Genomic DNA, 21,242 nt, shown 5'->3' on the forward strand with positions numbered 1-21,242 from the left:
TGCCTGCGGCCGCATGACGTCAGGGCGCTGACCGCCCTCGGCCTGCGCCGGCCCCGGTGGTAGCACGACGCGGTCAGCGCCGGACTCCTGGTGCGGGGCTGCCGCGCCCCGGCAGCGGGAGCGTCTACTGCTTCTCCAAGTACCGGCCCACCCTATCGAGCTCGGCGCCGTCGACGAAGGCCTGCGAGAGGTCGAGGTCCGAGATCACGGCTTCCCGCAAGTCGGCTCCGCGGAACGCTGCGGGCGGGCGTCAGTACTGCCCGGTCTGCTTCCAGTACACCTGGCCGTTGGCGTTTGCCAGCACGTAGATTGCCGCCTGGTAGGCGAAGAGGGAGAAGGCCCGGGCCGTGAAGCCGTTCCGCTCCAGGTCCCACCCTCCCTGCCAGCCACCGTTGAAATTGACCCGGGTGAGGGCGATCCGGTTGTCGCCGACCCGGCGGACGGCCACCTGGCCCTCCCCGTTGTCCGTGATCCCCACAGAGGGTGAGCCCTCGCCCTGGACGCCGGGGGGATCTCATGCCCCCACCACTTGCCCTGCCCATAGGTCTGACGGATGACGTTGACCTGGCCATCGGTTCCGAGCCAGGTGCCCATGATGGTGCCCCGCCAGTGGGAGTCCCACGAGCCGAGGTCCGTTTCGCGGTGCAGGGGGAAGTCACTCCTCGAATCGGGGATCCTGGTCGGGGCGATCCAGGAGTTCGACGTCTCGCTGAGGAAGATGCTCCACTCCTCGTCGCTGTTGGAGCCCCGGTAGGTCAAGAGGGTGCTGCGTTCGGGAGCGCGACCACGGACACAGCCATCGTGTTGGGCGTCGCCACGCCGTTTGGGGACCTGGTCCCACCCGGGCCGCACCTGGGGCGTCTGGCTACCCGCGTTGACCGTCACCTCCGTGTAGAGCACGAATCCGTTGGTCCCGGTGTGGAATACCCGGAACGTCGACGACTGGCCGCTCGACACCGCCAGCTGCACCGCCGGGTCCGTGTACGTGGTGGCCCCGGCCGGCTCGGTCTCCTGGCCGTGACCGACGGAGACGCGGATTGATCGCCCAGCGACAGGCCGACGCCGTCGAGCTGCGTCTCGCCGGCGCTGATCCTCTGGCCGTCGGCCGGAAGCTCGCCCCCGATCCAGCGCTGAACTGGGACCGGATCGTCTACCCGTTCGGACGCCCAGTGCTCCGGCCCTCTGGCGGACGGCCGACATGGTCGACTCCCGTTCCCGTTCCGGTGGTTGCTACCGTGAGCGAGGACAGACAATCGGGGGCCTGATGACCAGCTTTCACGTCAAGCCGGTGGACATGATTCTCTCCTCCGCCGGGTTTACCGATCTGCACAACACGGCTGCGCAGCTCTACCGCAGCCTCGTGTTCTCCATGGACGAGGTCAAAGGCATGGCCGGCGATGACGACGCCGGTAAGAAGTTTGCTGCCACGTACGATCCCGCGGCTCAGAGGATCGCCGATGCGATGGCTCAGGCAGTCGGCCAACTCGGCGGAACTGCCAACGGCCTGTACACCATGGCGGTCAACTACCTGCAGACCGACGCCGATGTCGCGGCCTCGATGATGGCCCCGCAGAAGCTCCCTGCGTCCGCCGACCCGGCGTGCGACGAGGAGCTGGCCAAGGCCAAGCTCAACTCCGCCGTGGGCCACAACGGCAGCGGCGCGGTCCATGATTTCCTCAAGAAGTTCTGGCCGCAGGGTGACCCGGGCAAGCTCCGCCAGGCGGCGAGCGACTGGAAGAACTTCGCGAGCCTCGTCAGCCGGCTGGGAGTTGAGGGCGACAAGAGGGTGCAGCGGGTAACCGCGTCCAGCACGTCAAGCGCCGTCACGAGCTTCGCGCAGAACTGGGCGAAGATGCACGACGGCTGCGCCACGCAGGGCCCGTTGCTGAACAGCATCACGAACGCGGCTTTCAAGCTGGGGCAGGCCTGCGAGGCGTACGCGAAGGAGGTCGAAGGCCTGCGCGACACGCTGGAGGACCTCGCGATCACCGCTGGCATCGTCGCCGGGGCGGGCATCCTGCTGACCGTCTTCACCCTCGGCGGGTCCGACGTGGCGGCGGCCGGAGGGGAGGCGGCGATCGCAGCCGAGGCCGGCACCGCAGCGGTTGCCATGACGGCAGCCGTGGAGGGCAGCGCGGAACTCGCCGTGCTGGCCGAGGCGGCAGCCGTGGTCGACAGCGCGGCGGCGAGCCTGATCCCGGTGGGAGCAGCGGCCGCCGCCACGGCCACCGCGGCCGTCGTGCTGGCCGGGGCGGGCGACGCGGCGGCAGCACCCGCACCCAAGCCCCCGCCGTTCACGGTCACCCCTGGCATGCCGCCGCTGCCGCACGACCCGACCAGCCCGTTCCCGCTGCTGCCCCCGCAGGAGCAGGCCGCGATCCGGGCGTGGATGACGCAGATGGAGCAGGACGGCCGTACGTTCCAGGCCAACGGCCCCCATGCGCCCAAGCCCCCGGACAAGCCCGATCCGAAGATCAACGCGAGGCGGGCGTACCAGGTCAGGGTGGCCGGGTCGACGGAGTACCGGCTCTACACCGACGTCACGGACCCGACCGGGCGCGAGCTGGGTATGGACGCCGACGGTGTCCGCCCCGAGGATGGCGCCGCGATCGACGCCAAGTACATCGGCCAGCAGAAGAGCTGCAAGTCCCCGTTCCGCCTGGACAACGCGGACGGCGTCTTCGAGTTCGCGTACGAGCACACCATGCAGGGGGAGTCCACGAAACTGGAGAAGTACGCATCGGCCTTGAAGGACCCCAGGAACAAGGTCAACCACCTTGAACTCATCACGAACGACCCTCAGGCCTCCGCCTACTTCCAGTCCCTCATGACGGCGCAGGGCGTAACCGGCCGAGTCCGCATCGAGCCCTGACCGGCCATACCCGGCCTGCGCCACCGAGAGAAACGAGCATTACGTGGGATCCAGCTTCAACATCAGTGCCGACCGCGAGCGCGTCGGGCCGTGGGCCTTCACCGGGGAGCAGGTGAAGGAACGCGTCCTGGTGTACTGGCCGGACGCCATGGTGGGCAGCGCGTTCGAGGGCTTCCTGGAGATCGTGGCGGACGTCGAACCCGGGCGGCCGGCGGAGCTGTCGTTCAACCTCCGGCACGCCGTGTTCTCGTTTGAGGACCGGGGGTCGCCCGTCGGGCCCCTGACCGTCATCTACAGGGTGCTGCACGACCTGGCGCCCGAGGTGCCCGTCGTGTGGTGGATCGACTACGACGTCGACCTCCAGCCCCTCGATCTGGCAGGAGGCCTCGACGCGTTCATCGCGAGTCTCCCGGCCTAGGCACGCGCAGGGCGGCCATGACGAGCTCGAACGAGGGGCCACGTATGCCCGGCTACGCCGCGGGCTCGGACGTCGCCGTCGCCGCACGCCAGGCGGCGATGACGTCGGCCGCCTTGGTCTCGAAGTCCGGGTCGCGCCAGGCGCCGGGCATGCCGATCACGGCCGGCAGCTTGAAGTCGCCGTGCTCCCGGTGGGTGACCCGCACGACGTCCCCGGAATCGGGGCGGTTGCGGTTCTTCCCGACCTCGACGTTGGTGATGTCCGCCCAGGCGAACCGCTTGCGGGAGCCCAGCGCCCCGGTCCACCGGATCTCGCGCTCGTCGAAGCTCACGCTGCTGAAGGCGCCCCTCACCTGGAGGAGTCCACCGATGATCAGGAGAACGCCGGAAGCCATGACGGCGGCAGTCCGGACGTTCACCGGGAAGAGCGAACCGCGGTACAGAAGGTAGGCACCACCGGCCAGGAAGAGCGTCGAGAAGATCCGCTGGCGGCGTATCTGTGCCGGATGGAGACGGTAAGTCACATGTTTCACCAGCGGATCTTGGCAGGTCGGGCGCATCTGAGGAAGCGTCACCGTCGCCCCCGCCCGTCTCACTCCCCCGAACGGATCGGCTCCCCGGTGCGGTGCGGGTAAGCGAGGATCTCGCGGTCCGAACGGAACATGTCGGCGGCCGTGGCAGAGTCCAGGTGCTCACCCGCTGGCGGCTACGGGCCGTAGTCTCCCTCACGGCCCGACGCGTCCCATTAGGGTGTGGCCGACGCCTGCCGGTCGGCCGCCCGGGCAAGGGCGTACGTGGCGTACTCGGTGGAGCGGTCGACCAGGGTCAAGTCCATGTCTCCGGCGGTGAAGCGGCTGGTGAAGTAGCTGCCCGTGAGGCTGCGCGGCGCCCGTCCGGTGACGGACAGCTGGCACGAACCGGTGTGCCGGGGGCTGCGGGCCTGGTGCTCGGTGCGCGGTGTGTTCTCGTACAGGAACCGCACCTCCGCGATCCCCGAGCCGTCCGTCTTCACGATCGTCGCGTTGTTCGAGCGCGACATGCTCTCCGCCGTGCGGAGCGTGGCGTGGAGGGTCCAGTAGGTCTGCTCGACGGTGAGGTAGGTGGTGATGGGGCCGCGGTTACCACCGGCGGGGATGTGGCTCTCGGCGGCGGGGGTGAGGACCGAGCGCCAGGTGCCGCCGACCCAGGGGTGCCCGGTGATGCGGTGGATGCCCCACCAGCGCCAGGCCCACTTGTCGAAGATCAGGACGCCGTAACCGATTAGCGAGGGCAGGTAGGCGAACAGGTACTTCACGTTCTCCGTGGGCGTGATGCCCAGCAGCGGCAGGGCGAAGGTGTAGGCGGTGGTGAGCAGGGAGGCCGTCGTGCGGACGGTGGTCGCCGGGCTCACTGGCCGTACCCGAGGTAGACCCAGGCCTGCCCAACGAGCTCGCGGGCGGTGTCCACCGTCCACTTCTGCTGCGGGCCGAACAGCAGCTTCATCCTGTTCGGCTCCCACATCGTCGCCGACCGGCTTCCGAGCTGGGAGTAGACGTCGGCGAGTGCCTCCCGGACCGCGTCGTCGAGGTCTCCGGCCTTGAGGACGGCGTCGGGCACGTTGTAGATCAGACACTCACAGAAGTACGAGGGGACCGCCTCGATGAGCTTCTGCCGGCACAGCTCGTTCTCCACCGACTTGAGGACCCGCACCACGAACTTGTAGCGGTTGCCCGTGTTGGAGTTCTTCGCGCGGCCGTTCGTCAGCTGCAGCTCGGGCCAGTTGACGATCCGCTTGCCATCCCGACCGTACACCACGCTGCCGGTGTGGAAGCCGATGCCGGCACCGTCGGTGAAGAGCCGGTACTCGAAACACGGAACCACGTCGACGTTGGGCCGGCTCCCCGCCACCGGCGGCACGTAGAAGGCGACGTTGTGACTGTCGTCCACGCCGGAGCCGAAGGCGTTCACGAGCGCCTTGCCGACCTCCTGACGCAGCAGCGTGGGAGTCCACCGGCCGGTGTAGGAACTGGAGGAGCGGTTCGGGACGACACCGGGGGCGAAGTCGTAGTAGTACAGACTGTTGAGCTGCACCTTGATGTCGACGTCGCTGTCAGAGCGCACGTTGGTGTTGTTCGGGTAGGAGCCCTTGGCCGCGACCGTGATGCTGCTACGCACGTCGTCGAGGGCCCCATGCGCGGCTATGGCCTCCTTCACCATCCGCTCCGCCCTGGCTTGGCGGTCCGCCTCGGCCGCGGTGGACGGCGATATCCACGTGCTGATCAGTTGCTGCCGCTCCGCGGCGCTCAGACGCTGTGCCAACGGGTGCTCCTCGCTCAAGACGGTGGCGGGCACCCTACCTCCAGGGACTGACAACGGAGCCCCTCGTGACGCGGGAAGGACGGCCGGGCTCTGTACGGGCCCGGCCGCCCAAGGGCTTCATCGTGCGGTGCCCAGGGCTGCGGGGGTGTGCGTGCCAGGCGGTGTGGAGGAGACGCAGTTGCGTGCCACGGTGGGAGCGCTCAGCGTGTTCAACGGACGGGACGAAACAAGGGGACGTCCCCGTGGTCAGCGCACGGCGGCGCGGTAGGGCGTAGCCGCCCTGGGCCGCGGCAGTCCCGGGCGGCGGGCAGGGCTCGGAGCGCGGCCAGACGCAGTCGGTGATGCCGGGCGACCAGAGCTTCGGGCAGGATCGGAGGAGGTGGAGCCGGGCTCGGCATCGTGTCGGCGGTCGGCACGCCCTGCAGTGCCAGGGCGCTGGGCGGGGCGTCCAGCAGGGCCCGGGGCGTGGCGGCGACGGCGGTGTTCCGGCGAGCGGCGCAGGGCCAGGCGGGCAGGCGCCGGTACAGGTGTGCTTGAGCCGTCTGCCGCTGGCGGCGGCCACTCCGGCCAGCCACAAGGCATACCGGGCTTACACCGATCGCATCGTCACAGCTGCACAGGCGCCCTGGTACGCGGCACCAAGCGGCGGGGCCTCTGCCGCCCCAATCGTCAGCTCTCCTTTGCCGGTGCGCCGAGAGAGCGCAGCCAAGCGCGGACATGGGCCGGTTCGGCACCTGTCATGGCCGCCACGTCCGGAATCGGGAATCCGAGGGCCAGATGGAGGAGGACGGCGTCTTGCAGGGCCGGCTCCAAATGAGCGACGGGCTGGAGAGGCCTCGGGCCCGCTAGGAGGTGGATCCGTTGCCGCACGGCTTGCCAGATACGTTCGGCCGGATTGGCGGCGCCCAGGATGTCGGACCAGCTCTCGGCGAGGTACTCGAAGGAGGCGCGCAGGGCGAGGTGGGCGTCCGTGGGGCCGAGGAGAAGGTGAGCGTAATCGAGATAGCGCTGGTGGTAGAGCTCGTAGAGGGCGCGCAGGCCGATCTCGGGAAGACGGTGGGTCACGGCGGGACGGCCGGGTTGGTGAGTGGACGCAGTCGGCATGGGTCTCCCCGGGATCGGACGCGGGGCGGCGATTAGGGTGAGGGCGATCACCGGTCAACCAAACGCGCCGGCGCAGTGGGTTGAGATGCCAGGGTTCGTCTCGTGCGGCGTCCAGGTGGGGTTGAGGGAGAGCTGGACACGCTCCCACCAAGGGCGGACCTGGTCGGGGTGGCCTCGAAGGGCTTCGACCACGGCGGAGACGATCGTCCAGGACTCCACGCCCCGTCCATCGAGGACTGAGGCGACCTGGGCGACGGTCACCTGCCGAGTGGCCCGGCTGGCAACCTCCTGCTCGGGAGGGCACGCGGAGGCCAGGTAGAGGCCTTGGACGGTCGCCTGGAGCCCGGCGGTTGCATACCGGCGGGCGCCCGGCAGGCCCGGCAGGAAGGGCCGGGAGATCCCTTCCCCGCGGGCCGCCTGCCACAGCGGCCGGACGTGCTCGGGTTCCCCTCCCAACGCGGTCACGAGGTGCTGGACGGTCGGCCACGAAGGGAAGCGCTCACCGGAGATGAGCCGGGAGACGAACGACGGCGAGAGGTCAGTCTCATCGGCGATGCGGCTCATGGACTTGCCTGACGAACGCTGCAGGTGGGAAAGGGCGCTGGTGAGCTGGGCCTCGGGGTCGGTGGGGCTGCCGGCCGGCATGGCGTGGTCACCTGGGGCACGGCGTCGGCGGGTGCCGGCGCCGCGCCGCCGGGCGGCCTCGGCTGCGGTCCGCTGGCGATCCCCGTGGTGCTGCAGGGAGCGGCCGCCGTTCTCCGGTGACCACCGGGAGCGGGCCGTACCGGGGCTGACGGCGAGGATCTCCGAGACCATGGCCCATTTGACCTTCCGCTCGCGGGCCTGGAGCACCACTGCGGTGGTGAGCGCTTCGAGCTCCCCGCGCAGCAGGGTCAGCAGTTCCAGTTCGGCGCAGGGGCCGGTGCGGTCGTCCTGGGAGTCGGCGAGCCTCTGCAGCCTGCGGGCCTGGGTCACGACCTGGTGGGACAGCCTGGAGACGGTCACGTCGTACAGGCCGCGCTCCGGCTGGAGTCCGCTTGCGGCAGCCCGCCGCGCTGCCGCGCGGCTGGAGGCCGCACGGCAGCGCGGCGTGCAGAAGCGCTGAGGTCGGCCCTTCACGCTGGTGCGGGTGAAGTCGTTGTTGCACTGCTGGCATACCAGAATCTGCCGGGCCTCAGGCATCTGCGGGTCGTCCCTTCCACTGAAGATTCGCGCTATAGGGTGAGCCCGCTGCGCGGTTTGCAACGCAGCGAAGAGGAATCTGACGCAGTCGCGCGTGCGAAAAGCGTCGGATGCTCCGGCCGGGAGCCGGCGGCGGGCCCGGGGCACCGGCGCGGCAGAACCAGCACAGTGAACCCCGGGCCTGGCGGAATGTCAGAGGCTGCGTCGCTGGTAGCAGACGTAGGAGCGGTTGGCGACGGCGCCGGCGGAGGCCAAGGCAAGGGCGCCGCCGTAGGAGAGCGCCTGTCCGTGAATGACGATGGCGAGCGCTCCCGGAACGGCCACCAGAAGCCCAAACCTCAACATTGCCCAGCAGTCAACGACCTGTCGGGTTTGGCGGCTGTGCAGGTCAGGCATGTTAGTTTCGGGACATCCCGCCGCCGGGAGCATGAGAGCCCGTCGGCCACTGCGGTCAAGAGTCATCGGAACTCCTTGATCGTGATGATGTGTCAGCGGCTGAGCCCCGGCCCCGGTTACCAGGCCATTGGTCCGGGGCTCATCCGTACGGGGACCCTACCTCCCTGTCCGACACGCTGTGTCGAGCGTTCATCACGTAAACGAACCGCCGATACCACCGTTCAATCCCACAACCACCCGAAGACGGTCAGTACCGATCATCGGTGGCGCAAATTCGGGCCAATATCCCCGACAAGCGACCTGAAGCCGTGGCGTGCCGCTCATTTCGGCCAGCGCAAGTACCAACCGGACGAAACTCAAAACTCCCGCAGCCCCGGCCGTCCACCTCCCAGACATACGCCGCCTGAACGGGTATTCCCACTAGAGCGGACACGCCGGCCACCACGACCGTGTGGCCGGCTCGTCGATCGTCTCCGGCGGTGTGTATCCGGCGTGCGCTCGCGCGGGTCAGCGGCGGTAGACGGCGCCCGTGCGGGCCGTCACCGGCACAGAATTCGCGGCGATCACGGTGGTGTGCGCGGTACGGTCGGCCCACCCGTCGACCCCGGAGGCCATCATGGTGTCCACGCCGCCTGCCGGCCGTCCCGGTTGGGACGACCTTCCTCCCGCTGTCCGTACGGCTGTCGAGGAGCGTTCGCGGGCCCGGGTGACGGGCGTGGACTACCCGTCGGGCGGGTTCACCCCGGGCATCGCCGCGCGCCTGCGGCTCGCCGACGGCACCCGGGTATTCATCAAGGGTGTGCCGGCGGCGGACGGGGCGGCGGAATGTATCGGGCGGAGGCTGCCGCAGGAGCGGATCTTCCCTCACGGGTCGCCCCTGCGCTGCTGTGGACGGTGGAGACCGGGGGCTGGCTGGTCCTCGGCTTCGAGGACGTCGACGGCACGAATCCGGATCTCGCGCCCGGATCGCCGGGGCTCGGCGCGGTGCTCGCGGCAGTGGCGGGACTCGGTGAGCTGCTGACACCGTGCCCGGCCGGTGAGGCCGGGCCGTTCTCCGTGCTCGCCGACACCCTGGCCGGCCACTGGCAGCGCCTGGTCCGGGACGGCCTGGACGGCTGGGACCTGGAGCACGCCGCCGAGCTGGCCGAGCTCGACGATCCGGCCGCGCTGGTCAGGGCGACCGAGGGCGACACCCTGCTGCACTGCGACCTGCGCGCGGACAACATGCTGCTCGAACGCGGCCGGGTGAGGGTGATCGACTGGTCGTGGTTCGCGCGCGGCGCCGCCTGGGTCGACGCCGCGTTCCTGCTGCCGCAGCTGGTCCTGGCCGGTCACACCGCCGCCGGTGCCGAGCGGCTGCTCGCCGAGGCGGTGCCGGCCTGGCGGGAGGCCCCGGCGGAGGAGGTAACCGGGTTCGCGGTCGCCATCACCGGGTACTGGGCGTGGCAGCAGCGCACCGGGCCCGGCGGCGCGCTCGGCGCCTACCGGGCCCGGGCCGCCGCCGCGGGGCGTGAGTGGATCGCTCACCGCACCGGTTGGAAGGCGCCTGGTGCGGTGGTCTTGTAGGAGCCGCGGGCGGCCAGGTCGGCGAAGCCCCGGGCCAGGACCGCGTACAGGTGCGCGGGGTGGAGGTAGCCGAGATAGTCCTTGCCGGTGCGCCCGTCCGGGGCGTGCAGCAGGGCCTCTGCGGCCTGGCCCACCGTCACCTTCTTCGCCCCGTGGAGGGTGTGGGCGAGGCGGGCGGCGGTGCGCTCCGCCCGGACGGTGTGCCGCCGGTAGGCGGCCGGGTTCCCGGCGAGGAAGACGTTCGGCGTGGTGAGCGCGTTGAACACCAGCCGGAGCCGGAACGAGTCGGTGCTCAGGAACGCGGTCTCGCGGACGGTGGCCGGAGTGCCCTCACCGGGGGTGAAGCCTTCGCCGTCGGCGGCCTGCTCGGCCTGGTGGAGCGTGGCGTACAGCTTCGTCTCGTAGGGGACCTCGTCGTCCAGGTCGAGCCCGTGCCGCCGGTGGAGCCGCTTCACCTGCTCCACCAGGTCGGCCAGGCGCTCGGCGGTGAGCGGTGCGCCGCCGGTGTACAGCAGGTCGAGGTCGGATCCGGGACGGTGGGTCGCGGTGGCGTGGGAGCCGTACGCGAGGGCGTAGCCGCCGGGGAAGCCGGCGAGGCAAGCGGCGTCCTCGAAGGGCGCGTTCACCGCTGGGCCTGCCGGGCGAGGGCGGTGACGTAGTCGAGGACCTCGGCCATGTGGGCTTCGGTGACGCGCGGGTTGATGGAGACGAAGCGCAGCGGGGCGAGGAGGGCGCCGCGCCGGACGCGGCCCGTGTCGTCGGGGATCGTGAAGTGGTGCAGGTGCCAGTGGCCCTCATCGAGGATCCGGGCGTGGACGACCCGGTTGAGGTGGTTGATCCGCTCGATGTCCGGGGCCTGCGGGTCGTGGCCGTCGGGCAGGACGAGGAAGGCTACCGCGCACATGTCCGGCTCGTTCAGCCGCAGCAGGCCGGGCCGGGCGTCCACCAGATCGGCGAATCGGCGGGCGCGCTCCAGGCGGTCGTCCATCGTCTGGGCCAGGCCCTGCCGGCCGAGGGCACGGAGTGCGGCCCAGGCGCGCAGGGACGTCCACTCCTTGGTGCCGATGAATGGGGTGACCTGCCCGAACGCGTAATCCTCCTGCATGATCAGGTCCGAGTAGGAGGAGATCAGGCGCAGCGCGGCCGGGTCGCGCAGCAGCAGTGCGGAGGATCCGTAGGGGACGTTCAGGACCTTGTGGGGGTCGACGGTGACGGAGTCGAAGAGGTCGATGCCGTCGAGGCGGTGGGTCAGGCCTGGGGTGAGGGCGCACATCAGGCCCCAGCAGGCGTCGGTGTGCAGCCAGACGTCGGGGTCGTGTTCGCGAACGGTTTCGGCGACGGCGCGCAGGTGGTCGACGGTCTGGGTACGGGAGTCGCCGGCGTAGGCGACCACGGCCATGGTCCGGCCGCGCCCGGCCTTCACCGCGCGGGCGAGGGCGGTGAGGTCGTAGCGGAAGGCGTGGGTGTCGACTTCGGTGATGTGCGCGCCGCAGCCGATCCAGGTGGCGGCGGACTTCACGCTGTAGTGGCCGATGCCCTTGGGGACGATCAGGGCGAACCGGTCGGGGTCGGTGACGCCGCGGGCGAGGGTGCCGGGGACGGCGTGCTCGCGGGCGATCATCATCGCGGCCGCGTTGGATCCGGTGCCGCCGTAGGTGGTGATCCCACCCGCGTCCCACACCGAGGTCACCTGGTCCGCGCGCGGGTTGGTGTAGCCGATCAGGCCGCGCAGCCACCGCAGCACGGCGATCTCGGTGAACGTGCCGGACGGTGAGCAGAAGGACTGGTTGATGAGGTTCTGCTGTGCGAGGACGGCGAACAGGCCGGCCGCGAGGGAGGCGGTGTCGGCGCCGGTGTCGCCGAAGCCCATGAAGCGGGGCGAGTTCATGTTGACGCAGTACGGCAGCACCGTGTCGGTGATCTCCCGCCAGATCTGCTCGGGGCTGGACGGCTTGTCGGGTAGGTCGGTGAGCAGCAGGTCGCGCAGTTGTCCGGTGGTGGCGCGGGCGGCGTAGACGGTCTCGGCGCTCTTGTGGGCCAGGCCGGCGGTGACGACGTCCTGGAGGATTTCGGTGGCCTGTTCCAGGGTGTCGGGGGTGAGGGCGTGCATGGTTCCTCCCGGGTGTGGGCTGGGCGGGTGGTACCGGAGGCCTCCGCCGGGCTCCGAGGCCGAGGAGGCGGGGGCGCTGCCGGGCCGTTGTGGTGCCCGGCACGGCTTGCTGACGGCTGCCCGGTGCGGGTGGGCAGCGGTAAGGGGCCGGGGTCGCCCGGCGGGGAACAACGATGATGCGCCCCACCGCCAACCGCGATAGGACTAGGACTATGCTCGGCCTGACCCGACAGACCGTCAATAGTCCTAGTCCTATCTGGTTCTGCCGTTGCCGCGAGTGAACAAGGAGGCCCAATTGAACGTCCCTGCCTACCGGCGGGTCGCCGCCGACCTGCGCGCCGCGATCGAGCGCGGGGACTACCCCGAAGGCACCGCACTGCCGAAGCTGGAGGAGATCGCCCAGCGCTACCGCATCGCCAAGCAGACCGCCCGCGAGGCCGTCTCCGAACTGGAGCACGAGGGCCTGGTCGAGCCGGTCCGCCGACGCGGCACCGTCGTGCGGCCCGCCCCCGCCCGGCTGCGCCTGCTGCGCACCAGGACCGTCTACCGCGACGAGCGCGGCTACTACTTCGACCCCGCGGCCCAGCCGTGGGTGGCACTGGAACCGCCCACCATCGACTGGGGGCCCGCCCCACGCGACCTCGCGCCCGTCCTCGGCGTCCGGGCCGGCGAGGAGGTCCTCATCCGCGACCGCGTCATGGGCGACCCCGACACCCGCGCACCCAAACAGCTCGCCACCAGCTACCTGCCCGCCCCGCTCGCCCGCGGCACCCGCCTGGCGGAACGCGACACCGGCCCCGGCGGCATCTACGACCTGCTCGAGCAGATGGGCCACGGCCCCCTCGACTGGCACGAAGGTCTCGGCGCCCGGATGCCCTCCCCCAAGGAAGCCGAGCGCTTGGCCCTGCCCAAGGGCGTACCGCTGCTGCGCGCCGTGCGCACCACCACAAGCCCCGCCGGCACCGTGCTGGAAGTCAACGACACCCGCATGTCCGGCGACGCCTTCGAGTTCGGCTACACCATCACCCGCGACCCCTCCGCCGCCCCGGCCCAGTAGGCGACCACCGCGGACCAAAGACCACCGCGCCGGACACCCCGCCGCCCTCCTCCTCGACCCCGACCACCCCAAAGTCCAGGCCCTCTACGAATCCTGGGGATACCGGCAGATCGGCCCGCGACAGCCCTTCCCCGACTCCCCCCCGCTACGCCGTGATGCTCCGCCACCTGCCGCTGTGAGCCACCGCGGTCCGGCCCACCCCGCCGGGGCGCGTTCCCCGCCGAGCACAACAGCTGAGGGCGGGGACGGCGTGGCGGCCGCTCGGCACCATGGGTGGCGCCCTACTGTTGTGCTGGGCCCGGAGGTGGTCCACGGCTGGCCGTTCGCCCGGACGAAATGTGCCTGGGAGCCGCAGGGTGGGATGCCCAACCTCCCCGTCGGTTCGCTGTGCCCCCAGACGACTTGAACGTCCGACTTCGCGGCGCAGTCCGGGCTGTCGCCAGCGAGGACCATCGATGCCGCATGTCAACGACCGTGCGCGCCTGAAGCAGTACCACGACCTGCTCTTCGTCCCCCAGGACGTCCTCCGGGCAGTCGCGGTGGACGGCCGGATCGAACTCGACACCGGACACCAGGGCCAGGCGTCGTTCCAGGCCCTGCTGTGGGACCTGCTCTTCAGCCGCGGCCACGACCACCCCTGGGACCACGGCGGCGGCAGGTCCTTCCCCGACCTCGCCCTCTACATCTCCTGGATCGTCCCGAAGCCCCGGACACTGGTGATCCAGACGAGCGTGGCACCCCGCGTCGCGAACTACCTGCTTCCCCGCACCCGGACTTTCGCCGACGGCTCGTACGTGCACTTCGGCATCCCCGGGCTGCGGATCGAACGCGTCACCGGCCGCTCAGTGCACCTGCTGCACCTGCCGACCGAAGGCCGCCTGGAGCTGCGCGACTACTCACCCGGAACGGCCCGCTCGATGCGCTCGCGCCTGCGGTGGGAGACCGGCGCCGACGAAAAGCCGGACAACCTCGCGTTCTGGCACAAGGCCAGTGTCACGCCCGCCGAAGAAGCCACCGCCCCTCACTGGACCGTGACCCCGTGCACGCCCCTGCGCAGCGCACTGATGGTCCGGGGCATCCTCTGGTGGAGCCACTACCCCCACACCGCGGAGCTGATCCCCCCGCGCCGCAGCAACACCAGCCGCTGCCTGCAATGGCGCAACGGACCCACCTGCACGGAGATGGGAGACCTGCTCGTCAACAGCGCCGTCCGGATCCCCGGCGCCACCCACACCGCACGCACCGGCTGGTCCGACGTCAGCCTGCTGAAACTCCACGAAGCCGCCATCGAGCTGACCGGCCCCGATGACCGGCAGCCCCTGCCAGCGCCAACCCGGAATGCCGCCGAGCTGGACGCAGCGATCGGCTGATCCCAAGCAGCCCACGGCCGCGCCACGATTCAGCCGGGTCAGCCGAAGCTCCAGCCGCTGACCCGGTCGACACGGCCGCGCCAGGCCGGCAGTGTGTAGGCGGTCCGGCCCGCCCCGACCTCGACATCCCGCAGATGCGGGAAGTGCGGGTCGGCCTGGCGGCGGCGCTGCCTGCCCTCCACCGCCTGGTCCAGGTGACCGAGCGCCTCCCACACGACCTTGGGGCGCTGTTGCCATCCGGTGTTACCGCCCCGGCAACAGCCGCGCAACGGTGCCTGGAGGCTCAATGCGATGACGCACCGTCAGACCGGCCCGACTGGCGGGCAGGTCATGGTCGGCGAAGGCCGCCACGGATCGAGGAGGTTCAAGGTGCAGCGTGCGCTGCTGTCGACCAGGGCGGCTCTGGTGCTGCTGATCGGCATGCTCACTTGGCTCGGCGCTGGGATCCTGGCCGCCGCAGCGGGCGTGCACCCGGCTCAGTGCGTCCTGTACGGCGCTGGCGCGTTCGGCGTGGCGTGCGGGAAGTTCACTTGTCCCGGAGCCAGAGGCTGGACGCGGACAATGCGGATCTCGTGGCGGCCGCTGTTGGTCTCCTCGGCGCGGACCACGGTGATGTGCGGGTTGGCGTGCTCGTCCCAGTCGAGCGCGTCGAGCTGGACAAAGAGGGCGGAGCGGTTTCTCCTTGACCGGAAAGAGGCCGAAGGCGCCGCGTCGGTGCAGTAGTGGGCGTGGCCGGCGACGGTATGCAGGGCGCCGAGCAGGTGCAACTGCAAGCCCTGTTCGTCGCGGGCGCCGCGGACCGCCCTGCCTCGACGGCCAGCCGCAGCACGGGCGGATCGCCGGCGATGCCCGCGAGTGGGTCGGCCGTGTGGGCCTGGACGAAGGTGCCGACGGCGGCGTCGGGCGCATCGGCGTCGACGCGGACGAGCGTGCGGGCAAAGGTGGTGGCCACCGGCAGCTGGCCGGGGTCGCCGTCGGGGACCTCGAGGGCGGCAAGGACGCCAGCGCCCTGGCCGTGGGCCCAGCGGATCACGCCGCGCACCGATCGGACCCCTCACAGCAGGGCGCAGGCGACCAGGCTGGGCAGCATCGACAAGGAGTGCGTGACTGGGTGCGGAGTGCGCGGGTCGGGCACCGACCGGACGGCCTAGAGCAGCGAGGGAGGCAGTCGGGCAAGCACAACTCCTCGCCGACAAGGTTGAGTTACTTGGCGAGTTGACGGGAGGTGGGCCGGGCCGGGCAGGATGGCATGCGGCGGGCGCGGCCTACTCGATCTTGCTGTGCGGTATCAACGTGATCATGGATGGTCGCCCCCTTCGACGTTCACCCGGCCCCCCGCCCGAGATCCGAGCACGCATCACGTCTGGGCCCCACCCCGCGCATACCGCATGCCACCGACATACCGCAGCGATCACTACCTGTCACCATCGATAACAGAACGAGACATCTGTAGGCGCATAGGATCTCAAAGTGGGATGCTTCGTAAGGAACTTGTCGTGGCATTGACACTGTTGGGTCGCCTCGGTGAGGCTTGGTTCGCGTGCTCCCCGGCAAGCGAGTTGCAGGAGGGAGCTTCGGGGTTGGGCCCTTCGCAACAACGGGCTGTCCAGAATCCATGCGCCTTCTGCTCGCTCACGTCTATCCGTGCTTCATGGAAAGGTGGATGCGTTGCGCAATATCCAGCTGTTCTCGACCGACACCGATGACGGTGTGGTCTCCGTCGTCGCCAAGACCGGTTCCAACGAACACCGCCTGATCAAGCAGATCCGCGTGGGTAACGCACCGCGGGGTGGAGTGAAGTTCACGAAGTCGGGGCGTGGCTTCGTGTGCAACACCAGCCAGAACACGCTGTCGGAGATCGACGCCGTCTCCCTGGTCGAGGTCCGCCGGATCGAGGTGGGTCACGGCCCCCGGGGCCTGGGCATCGTTCCGAACGAGAAGTACATGCTGGTCAGCAACTCCGGCTCCGACACGGTGTCCGTCGTGGACCTCGGGCTGAACGTCGAACTCCGCCAGGTCGCCGTGGGCCGAGACCCGCGGCACATGGGGATCTCGGCCGACGGCCTGTGGGCCTACGTGTGCGTGTGGGGTGACGGGTACATCAGCAAGCTCGACCTCGCCTCACTCGCGACCGGTGACGCGGCGGGCGTAGCCGAGGTGGCGCGGATCGAGATCGACCAGGCCGCTCACCCGTACAGCCTGAACATCACGCCCGACGGCAGCCGCGTATTCGTCGCCAACACCCAGGCGACGTACGTGACCGTGGTGGACGTGGCCACGAACGAGGTCCACAACGTCGACCTCGGGGCCATCGGAGGTCGCGCGATCACCTTCAGCGCCGACGGCAAGTTCGCGCTGGTGACCGTCGAGACGCAGTCCCGGGTCTACGTCATCGACGTGGAGACGCTGGAGGTCAAGCGTCACCTGCCGGTCGGTGCCGGCCCTCGCGGGCTCACCCTGGACAAGGAGGACAACACCCTCTACGTCACCAACTTCAAGCGCACCACCGACGTCGTCATGGAGGGCGGCCCGGACTTCGGGGCGAACGCCCTGACCAAGGTGGACCTCAGTTCCGCGCCGCTGGACCGCCAGGAGGGCTCCTTCTCCTACGAGGAGGTCGTCGTAGGGTTCGGACCGTGCAGCGTGGTCATGTTCGACCTCGACACGATCCCCGAGGACGAGCGCGCCAAGCGCCTGGACTACACCCAGGTCTGACGCGGCGTCCGCCCGGTGTGCCCGCCCGCCCAAGCGGGCGGGCACACCCGCATTCAGGAGGAGCAGAGCAACATCGTGGTGCCCGTCACCTTCACAGCGTTATACGAGTGGGCTGTCGTCCCCGAGCAGTCGAAGATCGACCGCAAGGCCGCCAGGGAAGAACGCGACCTGTACGACAGGAGCTTCCGCTACAAGCGGATCAGCCGGCTTCCCGCCGACTGCCCTCCCTGGGTCATGGGGCAGGAACTGGGCTGGCTCGTCCGCTCTCCGATCTCCTTCGCCCCCGAGCCGCTCGAGGACAGGGAGTTCACCGTCCCGGACGATGAGGAAGTCGCCGCCGCGGCGCGCAAGCTCAGCGCGGGCGAGCTCTGGCGACGCGACGAGGCGTGGATCTCGACCCGCAATGCCTCGTGGATGCGGGAATTCGATTTCCGGGGCGACCAAGGTTGGGAGGGGATGTTCGTCCCGAACGGCTCCGGCACGGTCGAATGGCGCCTCGGCTGGGGCATCCAGATCCCGGAGCGGTACTTCCTGCTGGTCACCGGAGCTGGCTGTGGTGCGCTGGACATCCCCCTTGGGGTACTCCCGGCCCAAGTCGTCAACAAGATGGCCGGTCGCGGCGGATTCAGCCTGGCGGCCGGCATCCGCGCCGGTGCCCCCATCCGGCGGGGCGACCCCATCGCGCGCCTGATCCTCCTCCACCAGGACTCGCTCCAGGCCCGGACCGAACGGAGCACCGACTCTCGTGGTCATTGACCGGACCGGCCTGGCGGTCCTCACCAAGCCGAGGGTCGCCCACCTCCTGACCGTTTCCTTCATCAGCACCATCACACGCGGCGCGGTTCCGCTGGCGCTCCTGGTGGCGCTCGCCAGCGTGTACGGCTTCGGAGTCGGCGGCCTGATCGACGGGGTCTACACCCTGCTCCTCGCCGGGCTCGGCCCGTTCCGGGCCCGGGCCCTGGACATGTTCGGGCAGCGAGCGGTCCTGCTGGTGATGGGTGCCCTCTCCCTAACCTTCCAGGGCCTGATCGTCCTGGCCATCGCGGGGAACTGGCCGTGGTTCACGACGTTGGCCCTGATCATCGCGGCCGGGATGACGTCGCCTCCGCTGGGATCGGCGCTGCGCGTGTCCTGGAGGCAGGCGGTGGACGGGCCGGAGCAGCTCAAGGTCGTCCACTCGGCCAACTCCATCATCGAGGAACTCGGTTTCGTGGTGGGACCGGCTGCAGCCGGTCTCGGCTTCGCCCTCTTCCACGGGGGACAGGGCGCGTATCGTGCCTCGGTGCTCGCCGGAACCGCGAGTCTCCTGCTGTACCTGGCCGCGGCGTCGAAGTACCAGCTTGGACACAAGTCGCAGAAGGAAGCACCACCCGTCGATGCCGAGGGGTCGGCCCGGCTGGCCCAACGGGTCCGGCGCTGGCTGGGCCCCCTGAGCGAGCCGCCGATGATTCCACTGGTGGCACCCTTGTTGGTGATGGGCTTGATGTTCGGCGGGCTCGGGGTGTTCATCCCCGCGTACACCCGCCACCTGGACATGCTCGGCTGGTCCGGGCCCATCATCTCGCTCATCAGTGTCGGCGGGGTCGTCGGCGGCATCGCCTACGGGGCTCTGCGGTGGGAAACCGGTCTGTGGCAGAAGTACCGAAGCCTCGTCACCGGATTCGCCCTCCCCTGCTGCCTGCTGCCTTTCGCGACCACGCCCTGGGTGCTCGGCGTGCTGCTGTTGCTCGCTGGCTTGTTCGTCACGCCGATCTTCAGCAGCGCCTACCTCCTGGTCGACGACGTCATCTCCCAGCGCACCCGGTACGAGGCCAACGCCTGGGTCGGCTCCAGCACGGACTTGGCAAACGGAGCCAGCGCCATCGCCATCGGCTACCTGGTCGCCCGCGAACAGTGGCGGTGGGCGCTGATCGTGCTCGGCGCCGTTGCACTGCTGTGCCTCGCCCTTCTGAGGCTCTGGCGTGTTCCTCGCACAACCGAAGCACGGCAACCTGCGGAGGAGGCAGCAGTATGACCCGCGAGGTGCACTGGATCCGTCTCGACGATCACCCACTCGGCACGTCCGAAGCGCGGGCAGCCGCAGCCCGGCTTGTCGACACGGCAGCCGCAGCGTCGCTCCCGTCAGGGGGATACCGCTGGAAGGATTCCGCCGGGTACTACGAGCGCCTTCTCATCCTGGCCGACGGCGACGAGCCGGCCGCCGTTGCGCTGCACTACCTCGAGCGCAACGACGACCCTGAAATCGCCGCCGCGGCCGGCCCCACAGCGATCTGCGTACCCATGCTCGTCGCTCGTCCCGGGCACAGCCCCGGCGCAGCTGCCGGCGTGATCACCCGGCTTGCTGAAAGGCTCAGGGCCATCCACGGTGAACACCGCATCACCCTGAGCATGCCCGTCGGTGAACCACACTGGCACGGGGCGCTGGCGAGCGGCGGGTTCCGCGCCGACAGCGCGCTGTCGGTCCGCAGCGGACCAGCGCCCACCCGGCCGCCGAGCCAGCCCGACTGCACGATTCGTGCGGCGGAGCGAGATGACGCCGCTGCCGTCGCCACCCTCTTCGCGGAATCCCTCACCACCCTGGCCAAGGCGTCACCGTTCGTCCGCTTCGACGCCGCCGCGGTCGAAGCGGTCCGGAGCCGGATCTCAACCTGCGAGGCCGGGCTCACCGCAGACCAATCCCGGGTCTGGGTCGCCGAAGACGCGGCTGGCACCGTGCTCGGGGCCATCGAGGCCCGCCGCGAGACCACCCCGGACGACTACGCGGTCGCCCGCGCACCGCTTGGCCCCACTGGCTGCATTGACTGGATCGCCGTCAAAGCCTCGCACCAGGGCCTGGGCCTGGGCCTGCACCTGGTCGAGCACACCAACCACCACCTGACCCGCACCGGCGCCACCAACACCTACACCCACCACCTGCTCGGGCCCGACGGCCCCGAAGGCTTCTGGCGACGTGCGGGGTTCAATCCGGCCTGGAGCACGTGGGAACTCGCCCCAGCCGACCACCCAGGAGCACTGTGACCAGCCGCAACCTGACCGAACTGACCCAGCCGGAAGCGCGGCGTCTCGCCATCCACGCATCAGCCCTCGGCCGTCAACACCACACCGCCGAGGAGGTGCTGGACCATCTGGGCATCATCCAACTCGACTCCATCAACTCAGTCGCCCGGGCCCACCAGCTCACGCTGGGCACCCGCCTTCCCGGCCTCGACGCCAAGCAGGTCGACGACACGCTCTGGGGTGACGGACAACTCCCGGTGGCCTTCGAGTACATGGCGCACGCCGCTTCCCTGGTCCCCATCGCCGACTGGCCGCTGTGGAACTTCCGCAGGCACCACACCCGGACCCGAGACCTCGACTGGCGGCCCGACACACAGGTCCAGGCACGCCTGATCGGCACCATCGCCGACCGCGGGCCCCTGACTATGCGTGAACTGCGGGGCGAGGAAAGTCCCAGCCAAGGGTGGAGCTGGGGACCCACCAAGACCGCCGTCGAATACCTCCTCTGGACCGGACAACTGGTCTGTGTAACACGACGTCGCTGGCACCGCGTCTTCGACCTCCCCGAGCGCACCATCCCCGCCCACCTGCTGAAGCAGGAACCCGATGACCACACCGCACTGACCCAACTTCTCACCAAGGCCGGCCGGGCGATGGGCATCTCCACAACGGACGACCTGGCCGACTATCTGCGGATCAGCAAAGACCGGGTCCTGTCAGTCATCGAAGACACCCCGCTGCAACCCGCCCGTGTCACAGGCTGGGCCGACCAGGCATGGATCCACCCTGCGGCATCGGAGCATCTGGACCACCCCACGATCGCCGACGCCCGCTTCATCGGGCCCTTCGACAACCTGATCTGGCACCGCCCCCGCGTCCGCCGCCTCTTCGGATTCGACCACATCCTCGAAGCGTACAAACCAGCCTCCAAGCGACAGTACGGCTACTACGCCATGCCGCTCCTGCACGCGGACCGCCTCGTCGCACGAGCCGACATGAAGGTGGCCAAAGGCGAACTCCAGGTTCTGGCCTTCTCCCGGGAGGACCAGCAGGACGTCCACCGCCCCGCGCTCGACCAGGCACTGCAGGACCTGCTGCGCTTCGCCGGAGCCACAACCGTGACCGGAATCCCCGCACTGCCGTGACCGGCCCAGCGCC

The 21,242-nt window shown here is 69.9% G+C and carries 21 protein-coding genes; 10 read left to right on the top strand and 11 right to left on the bottom strand.

Features of this window, described 5'->3' with window-relative positions; all coding sequences use genetic code 11:
• Positions 1-250: 250 nt before the first annotated feature.
• Entirely contained in the window at positions 251-478 is a 228-nt protein-coding gene (locus tag ACYP53_RS42655; RefSeq protein ID WP_459651451.1) for a hypothetical protein, read from the bottom strand.
• 786 nt (positions 479-1,264) lie between these two features.
• On the opposite strand from ACYP53_RS42655, the gene ACYP53_RS42660 reads away from it, so the two are divergent.
• Both ACYP53_RS42660 and ACYP53_RS42665 read left to right on the top strand, forming a co-directional pair.
• Entirely contained in the window at positions 1,265-2,872 is a 1,608-nt protein-coding gene (locus ACYP53_RS42660; protein WP_459651452.1) for a restriction endonuclease fold toxin-2 domain-containing protein, read from the top strand.
• A 43-nt stretch (positions 2,873-2,915) separates the two neighbouring features.
• Positions 2,916-3,290: a hypothetical protein gene (locus ACYP53_RS42665; RefSeq protein ID WP_459651453.1), complete on the top strand. Its 375-nt coding sequence runs from the start codon at positions 2,916-2,918 to the stop codon at positions 3,288-3,290.
• Between the two features lie 52 nt (positions 3,291-3,342).
• On the opposite strand, the gene ACYP53_RS42670 is transcribed toward ACYP53_RS42665, so the two are convergent.
• From ACYP53_RS42670 to ACYP53_RS42695, 6 genes are all read right to left on the bottom strand, one after another.
• On the bottom strand, positions 3,343-3,708 hold the full coding sequence (locus ACYP53_RS42670) for a hypothetical protein (RefSeq protein WP_459651454.1): 366 nt from the start codon (positions 3,706-3,708) through the stop codon (positions 3,343-3,345).
• A gap of 326 nt (positions 3,709-4,034) precedes the next feature.
• Positions 4,035-4,679 (bottom strand): Cap15 family cyclic dinucleotide receptor domain-containing protein, encoded by a 645-nt coding sequence (locus ACYP53_RS42675; RefSeq protein WP_459651455.1) that lies wholly within the window; start codon positions 4,677-4,679, stop codon positions 4,035-4,037.
• On the bottom strand, positions 4,676-5,587 hold the full coding sequence (locus ACYP53_RS42680) for a nucleotidyltransferase family protein (RefSeq protein WP_459651456.1): 912 nt from the start codon (positions 5,585-5,587) through the stop codon (positions 4,676-4,678). Before ACYP53_RS42680 ends, ACYP53_RS42675 begins: the two co-directional genes overlap by 4 nt.
• A 669-nt stretch (positions 5,588-6,256) precedes the next feature.
• Entirely contained in the window at positions 6,257-6,652 is a 396-nt protein-coding gene (locus ACYP53_RS42685; protein WP_459651457.1) for a hypothetical protein, read from the bottom strand.
• Positions 6,653-6,745: 93 nt separating this feature from the next.
• Entirely contained in the window at positions 6,746-7,696 is a 951-nt protein-coding gene (locus ACYP53_RS42690) for a helix-turn-helix domain-containing protein (protein ID WP_459651458.1), read from the bottom strand.
• A 369-nt stretch (positions 7,697-8,065) separates the two neighbouring features.
• Positions 8,066-8,197: a hypothetical protein gene (locus ACYP53_RS42695; protein ID WP_459651459.1), complete on the bottom strand. Its 132-nt coding sequence runs from the start codon at positions 8,195-8,197 to the stop codon at positions 8,066-8,068.
• Positions 8,198-9,094: 897 nt separating this feature from the next.
• Between ACYP53_RS42695 and ACYP53_RS42700 the strand changes: the two genes are divergently transcribed.
• Complete coding sequence (locus ACYP53_RS42700; RefSeq protein WP_459651460.1) at positions 9,095-9,835, top strand: phosphotransferase; 741 nt, start codon at positions 9,095-9,097, stop codon at positions 9,833-9,835.
• Here ACYP53_RS42700 and ACYP53_RS42705 read toward each other — a convergent pair.
• Positions 9,793-10,461 (bottom strand): hypothetical protein, encoded by a 669-nt coding sequence (locus tag ACYP53_RS42705; protein WP_459651461.1) that lies wholly within the window; start codon positions 10,459-10,461, stop codon positions 9,793-9,795. The two genes, ACYP53_RS42700 and ACYP53_RS42705, sit on opposite strands and share 43 nt — an antisense overlap.
• Positions 10,458-11,945 carry a pyridoxal phosphate-dependent decarboxylase family protein gene (locus tag ACYP53_RS42710; protein WP_459651462.1) on the bottom strand — a complete coding sequence of 496 codons (1,488 nt, stop codon included), beginning with the start codon at positions 11,943-11,945 and terminating at the stop codon, positions 10,458-10,460. The genes ACYP53_RS42705 and ACYP53_RS42710 overlap by 4 nt, the downstream gene beginning before the upstream one ends.
• Positions 11,946-12,240: 295 nt before the next feature.
• Between ACYP53_RS42710 and ACYP53_RS42715 the strand changes: the two genes are divergently transcribed.
• A complete protein-coding gene (locus ACYP53_RS42715) occupies positions 12,241-13,002 on the top strand; it encodes a GntR family transcriptional regulator (RefSeq protein WP_459651463.1) in 762 nt (253 codons plus the stop codon).
• A 455-nt stretch (positions 13,003-13,457) separates the two neighbouring features.
• Positions 13,458-14,372, top strand: coding sequence for a hypothetical protein (locus tag ACYP53_RS42720; protein WP_459651464.1), 915 nt, complete (start codon positions 13,458-13,460; stop codon positions 14,370-14,372).
• A gap of 38 nt (positions 14,373-14,410) precedes the next feature.
• Here ACYP53_RS42720 and ACYP53_RS42725 read toward each other — a convergent pair whose 3' ends face one another.
• Both ACYP53_RS42725 and ACYP53_RS42730 read right to left on the bottom strand, forming a co-directional pair.
• Positions 14,411-14,587 (bottom strand): hypothetical protein, encoded by a 177-nt coding sequence (locus tag ACYP53_RS42725; protein ID WP_459651465.1) that lies wholly within the window; start codon positions 14,585-14,587, stop codon positions 14,411-14,413.
• A gap of 261 nt (positions 14,588-14,848) precedes the next feature.
• Positions 14,849-15,145, bottom strand: coding sequence for a hypothetical protein (locus tag ACYP53_RS42730; protein WP_459651466.1), 297 nt, complete (start codon positions 15,143-15,145; stop codon positions 14,849-14,851).
• 895 nt (positions 15,146-16,040) lie between these two features.
• Between ACYP53_RS42730 and ACYP53_RS42735 the strand changes: the two genes are divergently transcribed.
• The 5 genes from ACYP53_RS42735 (at position 16,041) to ACYP53_RS42755 (ending at position 21,229) form a co-directional block, all read left to right on the top strand.
• Positions 16,041-17,087 (top strand): YVTN family beta-propeller repeat protein, encoded by a 1,047-nt coding sequence (locus tag ACYP53_RS42735; RefSeq protein WP_459651467.1) that lies wholly within the window; start codon positions 16,041-16,043, stop codon positions 17,085-17,087.
• Between the two features lie 75 nt (positions 17,088-17,162).
• Positions 17,163-17,843: a hypothetical protein gene (locus tag ACYP53_RS42740; RefSeq protein WP_459651468.1), complete on the top strand. Its 681-nt coding sequence runs from the start codon at positions 17,163-17,165 to the stop codon at positions 17,841-17,843.
• Positions 17,833-19,101 carry an MFS transporter gene (locus ACYP53_RS42745; protein ID WP_459651469.1) on the top strand — a complete coding sequence of 423 codons (1,269 nt, stop codon included), beginning with the start codon at positions 17,833-17,835 and terminating at the stop codon, positions 19,099-19,101. Before ACYP53_RS42740 ends, ACYP53_RS42745 begins: the two co-directional genes overlap by 11 nt.
• Complete coding sequence (locus tag ACYP53_RS42750; protein WP_459651470.1) at positions 19,098-20,105, top strand: GNAT family N-acetyltransferase; 1,008 nt, start codon at positions 19,098-19,100, stop codon at positions 20,103-20,105. Before ACYP53_RS42745 ends, ACYP53_RS42750 begins: the two co-directional genes overlap by 4 nt.
• The gene (locus tag ACYP53_RS42755) at positions 20,102-21,229 is read left to right on the top strand and encodes a winged helix-turn-helix domain-containing protein (RefSeq protein ID WP_459651471.1); all 1,128 of its coding nucleotides are present in this window, start codon (positions 20,102-20,104) and stop codon (positions 21,227-21,229) included. Before ACYP53_RS42750 ends, ACYP53_RS42755 begins: the two co-directional genes overlap by 4 nt.
• Positions 21,230-21,242: the final 13 nt, after the last annotated feature.

This window comes from Kitasatospora sp. Ki12 (genome assembly GCF_054601375.1).